At 69.8% G+C, this 7,332-nt stretch carries 7 protein-coding genes and 2 riboswitches; of the genes, 4 read left to right on the forward strand and 3 right to left on the reverse strand.

What is annotated here, in order from left to right; genetic code table 11:
* Positions 1-42: 42 nt before the first annotated feature.
* A complete protein-coding gene (gcvH, locus tag AOK15_RS36930) occupies positions 43-420 on the reverse strand; it encodes a glycine cleavage system protein GcvH (protein ID WP_055522991.1) in 378 nt (125 codons plus the stop codon).
* A gap of 209 nt (positions 421-629) precedes the next feature.
* Entirely contained in the window at positions 630-1,754 is a 1,125-nt protein-coding gene (gcvT, locus tag AOK15_RS36935) for a glycine cleavage system aminomethyltransferase GcvT (RefSeq protein WP_055522994.1), read from the reverse strand.
* Between the two features lie 40 nt (positions 1,755-1,794).
* Positions 1,795-1,919, reverse strand: a riboswitch (glycine riboswitch).
* A riboswitch (glycine riboswitch) is annotated at positions 1,920-2,017 on the reverse strand.
* 246 nt (positions 2,018-2,263) lie between these two features.
* Between gcvT and AOK15_RS36940 the strand changes: the two genes are divergently transcribed.
* The 3 genes from AOK15_RS36940 to AOK15_RS36950 all read left to right on the forward strand — a co-directional run bounded on the left by AOK15_RS36940 (position 2,264) and on the right by AOK15_RS36950 (position 4,826).
* Positions 2,264-2,938 carry an AAA family ATPase gene (locus tag AOK15_RS36940; RefSeq protein ID WP_055522996.1) on the forward strand — a complete coding sequence of 225 codons (675 nt, stop codon included), beginning with the start codon at positions 2,264-2,266 and terminating at the stop codon, positions 2,936-2,938.
* A gap of 128 nt (positions 2,939-3,066) precedes the next feature.
* Entirely contained in the window at positions 3,067-3,843 is a 777-nt protein-coding gene (locus AOK15_RS36945; RefSeq protein ID WP_055522998.1) for an enhanced serine sensitivity protein SseB, read from the forward strand.
* Between the two features lie 194 nt (positions 3,844-4,037).
* On the forward strand, positions 4,038-4,826 hold the full coding sequence (locus tag AOK15_RS36950) for an enhanced serine sensitivity protein SseB C-terminal domain-containing protein (protein WP_055523000.1): 789 nt from the start codon (positions 4,038-4,040) through the stop codon (positions 4,824-4,826).
* 194 nt (positions 4,827-5,020) lie between these two features.
* Here AOK15_RS36950 and AOK15_RS36955 read toward each other — a convergent pair whose 3' ends face one another.
* Positions 5,021-5,593 carry a hypothetical protein gene (locus AOK15_RS36955; RefSeq protein WP_055523002.1) on the reverse strand — a complete coding sequence of 191 codons (573 nt, stop codon included), beginning with the start codon at positions 5,591-5,593 and terminating at the stop codon, positions 5,021-5,023.
* A gap of 639 nt (positions 5,594-6,232) precedes the next feature.
* Between AOK15_RS36955 and AOK15_RS36960 the strand changes: the two genes are divergently transcribed.
* Complete coding sequence (locus AOK15_RS36960; RefSeq protein WP_055523004.1) at positions 6,233-7,231, forward strand: ABC transporter permease; 999 nt, start codon at positions 6,233-6,235, stop codon at positions 7,229-7,231.
* Positions 7,232-7,332: the final 101 nt, after the last annotated feature.

Consider the following 7,332-nt stretch of genomic DNA (forward strand, 5'->3'; position numbering starts at 1 on the left):
CGTGCAGAGACGTGTTCAGAAGCGACATGGTGCTACGACCTCTCAGCCGGCGATGAAGGCGGTGTACTCGTCGGCGGAGAGCAGGTCGCCCGGCTCCTCCGTGATCCGTACCTTGAACAGCCAGCCGCCCTCGAAGGGGGCGGTGTTCACCAGCGACGGATCGTTCACCACGTCCTCGTTGACCTCGGTGATCTCACCGCTCACGGGGGAGTACAGGTCGCTGACGGACTTCGTCGACTCCAGCTCGCCGCAGGACTCGCCCGCGGCCACCGTGGAGCCCACCTCGGGAAGCTGGGTGTAGACGACATCGCCGAGCGCGTTGGCCGCGTGCTCCGTGATGCCCACCGTCGAGACGCCGTCCTCGGCGGCCGACAGCCACTCGTGCTCCTTGCTGTAGCGCAGCTGCTGGGGGTTGCTCATGGCCTGAATTCTCCTGTACGCGGGGGAGTGGTGATGAATGAGAGACTGCTGAAACCGCTGTTGAACAGGGCGGATGTGCCCTTTGTCACGCTCGGGTGCGCTGCCGTGCCGTTCCGCACGACGACGCCATGCCGCTTCTGAACGACGCTGAGCCGACCACGCACGACGCTGAGCCGACCACGGACGACGGTGAGCCGACTACGACGGTGTCACTTGGACCGCTTGTAGAACGGCAGCGCCACGACCTCGTACGGCTCGTGGCTGCCCCGGATGTCCACAGCGACCCCGGTGGTGCCCGGGGCGGCGTACATGGCGTCGACGTACGCCATCGCGATCGGCTTGCCCAGTGTGGGGGAGGGGGCGCCGGAGGTGACCTCGCCGATCACCTTGCCGTCGGCGACGACGGGGTATCCGGCGCGGGGGACCCGACGGCCCTCGGCGATCAGACCGACGAGCACCGACGGCTCGTGGTTGGCGTTCTCGGCGGCCTCGCGCAGGGCCGCGCGGCCCACGAAGTCGCCCTCCTTGTCGAACTTCACCACCCGGCCGAGCCCGGCGTCGAACGGCGTCAGCTCGGTGGTCAGCTCGTGCCCGTACAGCGGCATGCCCGCCTCCAGGCGCAGCGTGTCCCGGCAGGACAGCCCGCACGGCACCAGACCGACACCCTCGCCCGCCTCGGTCAGCGCCTGCCACAGCTCCACGGCGTGCTCCGGCTTCACGAACAGCTCGAAGCCGTCCTCGCCGGTGTACCCGGTGCGCGCGATCAGCGCCGGGACGCCGGCGACCGTGCCGGGCAGGCCCGCGTAGTACTTCAGGCCGTCCAGGTCGGCGTCGGTGAGCCCCTTCACGATGCCGGGGGACTCGGGGCCCTGGACCGCGAGCAGCGCGTACGCGTCGCGGTCGTCACGGACCTCGGCGTCGAACCCGGCCGCGCGCTCCACCAGCGCGTCCAGCACCACCTGGGCGTTGGAGGCGTTCGCGACGACCATGTACTCGGTGTCCGCGAGGCGGTAGACGATCAGGTCGTCGAGGATGCCGCCGTCCTCGCGGCAGATCATGGTGTAGCGGGCGCGGCCCGTGCTCACGCCGCCGATGTTCCCCACGAGGGCATGGTCGAGGAGCGCGGCCGCCTGGGGGCCGGTGACGGTGATCTCGCCCATGTGGGAGAGGTCGAACAGCCCGGCCCGGGTCCGTACGGCGTTGTGCTCGTCGCGTTCGGAGCCGTAGCGCAGGGGCATGTCCCAGCCCGCGAAATCGGTCATCGTCGCGCCGAGCGAGCGATGCAGGGCATCGAGCGCGGTACGGCGCGGTCCGGCGGTGGGGCTACTGCTCATCGGTTCTGCTCCCAGGGCATGACAGGCGAGGCGAGGACGTTCCTCCCCATCTGTCATCGGAACCTGAGAGGTTCACCTCGACCGTACGTCCTGATGACGTACCGGTGGTCGCGGTTTGCACCTTGGGTGGAGCCACTGGCGCAGCGGCTCGCTTTTCAGATGTGCCTCGCCCGCGCGGTATCTGGGCCTGAGAGATTCAAGGGAGGGACTTGCTCCTTCGGCGCCCCAGCGAAGACTGCTGGGAGCTCTCCCGCGCGGATTCAAGCGGCCGGTATGCAGTTGGCGCGCACATCATTGCACGCATCGGCGCGGCACGGCAGGGGGAGGTTCCGGGGCGGGGGAGGTGCCGGGGCCGGGCGCCCCGGCCCCGGGCGGCGCACGAATTCGGAGGACAGACACAGCGGTCCGTTGCACTCTTGTGGCAATACGAGGACTGAATCAGGAGCGATCGGGCATTACCTTCTCTTTACAGTCTGTGGGGATGGGTCTCCCGACCCCTGGGGAGGACGATCACGGTGAACAGGACCACGGCGTACGCGACGACCTCGGGCCTCGCCCTGCCCGAGCAGCCCGCCGGCCCGGCCGCCGCGGCCTGCGGCCCCTTCCCCAGGGCGGTCGTCCGCGACCTCAGGGAGCGCTCCGGACGCAGCCCGCGCGTGCTGTCGTTCGCGCGGGTCGACCTCGTGGTCGTCACCGGGCTCCCCGGCAGCGGAAAGTCGACCCTGATGCGGCGCACGGTACCGGGACAGCGGATCGACTCCCAGGACACACGTGACCGCTTCGACGCGCGCCTGGCGCGCATCCTGCCGTACGCCGTGTACCGGCCGTTCGTGCGCCTCGCGCACTACGCCGGGCTCCGGCGGGCGCTGCGCTCCGGTGAGGGCGTCGTCGTGCACGACTGCGGGACCCAGGCGTGGGTGCGGCGCTGGCTCGCCCGGGAGGCCGTCCGCAGGGGCGGCACCCTCCATCTGCTGCTGCTCGACGTCACCCCCGGCGAGGCGCGGGACGGACAGCGGGAGCGGGGGCGCGGGGTGTCCCGGTACGCGTTCGCCCGCCACCGGGGGGCGATGACCCGGCTGCTGCGGTCCGTGGAGGAGGGGCGCCTGCCGGAGGGCTGCGGTTCGGCGGTGCTGATCGACCGGGCCGCGGCGGACGCGCTGAACCGGATCGGCTTCGACGGCTGAGGGCGGGCCCGCCTCATCGGCGAGGACGGGGCTGCCGTCGAGGGCGGCCGCCGGGCCGTCCCCTTTGTCGGCGGGTGGCATTAAGGTGCAGGGACAACAGCATCACGGAGTAAAGCGGTAGGCGGCAGATGGACTTCCCGGCGGACTTCCCGGCACAGGCACACCCCCATGGACACGGCGGGTGGCCCGGCAATGAGCTGGAGGAGGTGCTGTCCGCCTCCCTCGGGGTGCCGGGCGCCGGCCCGCGCATCGTGGAGGTGCTGGCCCGCAGCTTCGTGTGGGTGCCGCTGCCCGAGGGCGGCGGACGGCACAGCCGCGAGCTGGACCTGCCGACGATGGAGCTGGACGGCCAGGTGTACGTGCCGGTGTTCAGCTCCGAGGAGCAGTTCCGCCAGGTCGTCGGCAACCACATGTCGTACACGATCGCCCCGGCCGTCGAGTTCGCCCGCGGGCTGCCCCCGCAGGCCGGCCTCGCCCTGAACCCGGACGGTGTCGTGGGCATCCCGCTGCCGCCGCCCGCCGTGGCCGAGCTGTGCCGGGCCGCCCGGACCCCGCTGGACGGGTCGGCGAGCGGAGCCAGGGTCCGCCTGTTCGAACCGGACTGGCAGGACGACCCGGTGGACTTCCTCGCCGCGGCCTGCGCCGAGTTCGCCGCGACCGGCGTCGTCCTCAGCGCCCGCCGTTGCCTCGCCGCCATCGAGACCGCCGACCCCGTCATGTTCATCGGTGTCGACCTGGTCTCCTGGGAGGCCGACCGCACCCTCCCCCTGGACGCCCTCGGCCGCGTCCTCGGCACCCAACCGGTGGCCTGGCCGGTCAACATGGTCTTCCTGGACGTGGCCCAGGACCCGGTCGGCGACTGGCTCCGCGAGAAGGTCCGCCCCTTCTACCAACAGGGCTACTGACACCCGGCCCCCGACAGGGCGCGCGGCGGCGGCGCCGGCGGCTCCGCCGCGGGCCGCGACCAGCCACGACGGCACCGGGGCCCGCGACGCACAGCAAGCCCCGAGCCCTGACCGGCTCGACCCGCACACCACCTAAGCTGGTTTTCCACAACCAGGGTCCGACACCACCAGCTCCAAACCGAAGGGCGGCTGACGTGAGCGCGAGCGGCACGGCGACCGGGCAGGTCGAGCACATGCTGCGCCAGGTGACGCCGGGGCGTTACGACGCCTACGAGGCGTTGCTGCGTGCCCTCGCGACCCCCGCCACCGGCCAGATCTGGATGCTCCTGTGGCACGGCCAGGCCGGCTCCCCGGACGCCCAGTACGGGAACATGGAGGTGGACGGGTTCAACTACGCGCCCTGCGTCACCTCCGCCCAGGAGCTCTCCGCCAGTGGCTGGAACCGCAGTTACGAGGTCGTCGACGGCCTCGACGTGGCCCGCACGCTCTACCCCGACCACTACGGACTCTGGCTCAACCCGCACGCTCCGGGCGGCGGCGTCGGCATTCCCTGGCTGGACCTGCGCCGGATCGCCACGGGCCTGGAGCGGCAGCCCGCGGGCCCGCTGCGGCTGTCCGAGCCGGGCATCGAGATCCCGCAGTTCTACGCCCTGCTGACACAGAACGCCCACCGCACCCCGGCCGTGCGCTCGCTGCGCCGCGCCTGGGTGCAGCCCTCGCTCGGCGCGCCCTATCTGGCGATCGGCCTCGACGTGTACGACACTTCGCCGCCCGCCGTCGACTCGGTGCGCGCGATGATGCAGCAGTCCATCGGCGCCGTCCCGGACGGGCTGCCCGTCTCCACGGTCGCCATGTCCGACGAGTACGACCCGGTCGCGATGTGGCTGCGGGCCGCCGCCCGCCCCTTCTACGACCGTGAGGCCCATGGCGCCCCGGCCCAGGCCCCGGCCGCCGGCGGTTACGGCTACCCGGGCGGCTACTGACCCGGTACGGACCGAGCCCCCGGCCCCGGTCCGGTTCGACGACGAACCTTCCCGGAACCGGGGGCTCCGTCATGCGTTCACCTGCCCCCGTGCCGGTGAACGCCGCTCATTTTTCTTTTGCGTGTCTCCGCGGTGGCGTGCCTTCGTTCACGGGCCCGGGAACGAAGGCACGCTTTTCCGGAAAGCCGCCGGAATTACGGCTTCGGTGTGCAGGAGGCCTGCCGCGTCTGGCATTCCGCGAAGTGCAGGGAAGAAGTGATTCCCTTCAGAATGCCGACGATCTCGATACGGTCGTGCTTGCAGTTGCCGAGCTCGCGCCAGCGCTCGACCTGGAACTTCTGGTACTCGACCATCGGCTGGGTGTAGCCCCGCTTGCCCGGGTCGACCGTCATACGGTTGGTGACGGTGCGGCCCTTGGCGACGGACCTGGCCACCTCGTACTTGGTCTTCGCCTCGACCTGGGCGATGCCCCAGCCCACGCTGGCGCTGGCCTCGCCGCCCCAGGTCGTCGTACGGGTCTTGGTGGTCTTGACCGAGTAGACCAGGGTGGACTTGCTGGAGCTGCTGTTGCGCTTGCTGACCACCGGTCCGCGGGAGGCGTACCACGGCTTGCCGAACTTGATCACCTTGGAGTACGTGTAGCCCTCGCAGCGCATGGGTGCCTGGTCGGCGGCGCTCGCCGTGCCCGGCGCCGCCGTGAACGCACCGGTGACGAGCGCGGTCGTCGCGAGCGTCGCGGAAAGAGCACGCTTGTTGCGCAGATTCATTTGTATCCCCGTTTTCCCCGTTGACCCGGTCAATTCATTTTCCTGTCCGGGGGAGTGGGTCGGTCCGCCCCGGCGGGGAAGAAGTTAGTGGGCCGCCGAGAAGGCTCGCAATGGGCCGGAGATTCTGTTACGAAGCAACGCTCAGGCGAACCTCAAATACCTGGGGAATGGTCGGTTGAGTGGCCGACGGCATGTGTTCTTCGCCCGAATTGCCACGCACCCGAAGGGGGTGATTGCGGGTGATCCGGGCACGGTGAACTCGTTCTGTGACCTGGGTCACTTGTAACAGTCCGTCCGATGCCGCTCACCCGCATGCGATGTTCGGATTCCGGAACCCTGCTGGCCACATCACGGTTACGCATACATTCGCCGCCGGGTCTGGTGCCTGATCGCGCCACCGTTGAAGACTCCCCCAGAGCGGTGGGGGGTTGGCCGAACGTGCTGTTCATACGGTGGGGTTCAGTGCCGTATGTGCCTCTCCCTCCGAACGGCCCGGCGAGACAGCGACGTTGACACCGGGTCATGGGCAGGAAGCACACGAGAGAACGACGGCAGTAGTGGCAACGGACCGCACCGCAGACCCGGGCGGCCGCGCCAAGCACAGTCGGCAACCACCGGCACGGGCAAGCACGAGGGACGATGACCGCACCCATTGAGACGACCGGATCGCAGGCCGAGGCGCAGCCCGAGGCCGTGCTGGCAGGTGTCGAGGCCAAGAGGATCGAGGGCCGTTCGCTCGGCCAGATCGCCTGGACCCGCTTCAAGCGCGACAAGGTGGCGGTGGCCGGCGGCGTCGTGGTGGTCCTGCTGATCCTGATCGCGGCCCTCTCCCGGCCGCTTCAGTCGCTGCTCGGACTCGACCCCAACGCCTTCAACCAGGACCTGATCGACCCCAACACCTCCCTGCCGAAGGGTGACTTCGGCGGGATGAGCTGGGACCACCCGCTCGGTATCGAGCCGAAGTTCGGCCGCGACATCCTCGCGCGCATCCTGGAGGGCTCCTGGGTCTCCCTGGTCGTCGCCTTCGGCGCGACCCTCCTCTCCAACGCCATCGGCACCGTGCTCGGACTCCTCGCCGGCTACTACGGCGGCCGGGTCGACTCGATCATCAGCCGGCTGATGGACACCTTCCTGGCGTTCCCGCTGCTGCTGTTCGCCATCGCCATCTCCGCCACGCTCCAGGGCGGCGCCTTCGGACTCGAAGGACTCCCGCTGCACATCTCGGTGCTCATCTTCGTGATCGGCTTCTTCAACTGGCCGTACATGGGGCGCATCGTGCGCGCCCAGACCATGGCGCTGCGGGAGCGGGAGTTCATCGACGCCTCCCGGGGGATGGGGGCCGCCGGGCCGTACATCCTCTTCAAGGAGCTGCTGCCGAACCTCGTCGCGCCGATCATCGTCTACTCGACGCTGCTGATCCCGACCAACATCATCTTCGAGGCTTCCCTGAGCTTCCTCGGTGTCGGTATCCGCCCGCCGCAGGCCTCCTGGGGCGGCATGCTCAACGACGCGGTCGACTTCTTCCAGGTCGACCCGCAGTTCATGATCGTTCCCGGCCTCGCGATCTTCATCACGGTGCTGGCCTTCAACCTCCTCGGTGACGGCCTCAGGGACGCCCTCGACCCCCGCAGCCGCTGACGTCCGCGGTCGCGGGCACCCGTCGCGTCCTGCTCAACTGTCCAACTACGAAGGGGAAACAGACCATCATGCGAAGGTCAGCAATGGCCGCGATCGCGGCC

This window comes from Streptomyces ossamyceticus, from assembly GCF_001418475.1.
Lineage (GTDB): Bacteria > Actinomycetota > Actinomycetes > Streptomycetales > Streptomycetaceae > Streptomyces > Streptomyces ossamyceticus.